Annotated in this window: 2 pseudogenes; both read right to left on the minus strand. The window is 74.6% G+C overall.

Annotated elements, in window-relative coordinates:
* Positions 1-210, minus strand: a pseudogene (locus tag H5J30_RS34115) (telomere-protecting terminal protein Tpg); the annotation flags it as partial.
* A gap of 3 nt (positions 211-213) precedes the next feature.
* Positions 214-1242 (minus strand): annotated as a pseudogene (locus H5J30_RS34120) (telomere-associated protein Tap); the annotation flags it as partial.

Consider the following 1242-nt stretch of genomic DNA (forward strand, 5'->3'; position numbering starts at 1 on the left):
GGCGGCCAGTCGCGGGGTGGGGCGCCGGGCCTTCCCCGCGAGGTAGCGCTCGACCTGGCGCTGGGAGCAGCCGAGGCGTTGCGCGGCGGCTCGGGTAGAGCCTCGCTCGGCCTTGACGAGGAACCTCATGCGGGCTTGCGGGCCGGTGGGGATGGGGCGGGTGGCGGTGGCCTGGAGCGCGGCTTCGAGGGATTCGCCGATCGTCGCCATCGTCTACTCTTCCCCGTCGCGGGTGGGGTCGTCCTTGAGGTGCCGGGCCGGGTTGAAGCCCTGCTCGATGATCTCGGCGGCCCACCACAGGTCGCGTACGCCCTCCACCTTGGTCATGCCCGGTGAGACGCCGAGGCGGAAGACGCCCGGGGCCGGCTTTCCTTCGGGGGTGCGGGGCAGCAGCTCCAGCGGCGACGGGCCCGGGGCGGGGTAGGCGACGCAGTCGGAGAGCACCGCGATGGGGTAGCGGCCGTGGGCGGCCATCTTCGTCATCTTGCGGTGCATGTTGACCCGGGCGGCGGCGATGACCGCCGCGCGGATGTCGGGCCGCCAGGTGGGGCGTTCCAGGGCCGCCCACCGCTGGTCTGCGCGGAACCTCGCCTTGCCCTGGGCGCGTTCGCGGAGCTTGCCGATGCCGCCCTTGACCGTCGCCTTGACCGCGGACAGCACCGCCGCGGCGGCCGGGTCGGTCTCCTTGTGGCCGGCCATCGCCTGGAGGAAGGCGGCTTCGGTGAGGTCCTTGGTGACGCCGAGGTCGGCCATCGTGGCCAGGTAGGCGTCGCGCAGCCGCTCGTACCACGGGTCCAGGTAGGCGCCGGACTCCGGGCGCAGCCACGCTTCCAGCGGGGCTACGTGGTGGCCGAGTTCGGCGGCGTAGGCGACGGTGGGGGTGGCGTACCAGGCCGGGCCGGCCGGGCGGTCGCCGGTGGGGGTGAACGGGCTGGGCAGGCGGGGGTCCAGGTCGATGTGGGAGAGGTCGGCGTACCAGGAGCCGGGGATCTTCTTGTCGAAGCGGGGGCCGTCGGTGTGCACCGGGGCGCACAGGCCGACGGTCAGCCGGTTCGCCGCCGCGGCGAAGGCGGCGTTGACGTCCAGGCCGATCACGTACGGCAGCGCGCACTCGGCGTCGGTGAACCCGCCGGGGCGGACCCAGTCGTACGCCTCTTCGTCCAGCTCCTGGCCCTCCGGCCGGCCCTTCGCGGCGGGGTGCTCGGGAGGGGCCTCCGGCGGGGCGGGGTCGACCGGGGCGGT

This window comes from Streptomyces phytophilus, assembly GCF_013870535.1.
In the GTDB taxonomy this organism is placed as follows: domain Bacteria; phylum Actinomycetota; class Actinomycetes; order Streptomycetales; family Streptomycetaceae; genus Streptomyces; species Streptomyces phytophilus.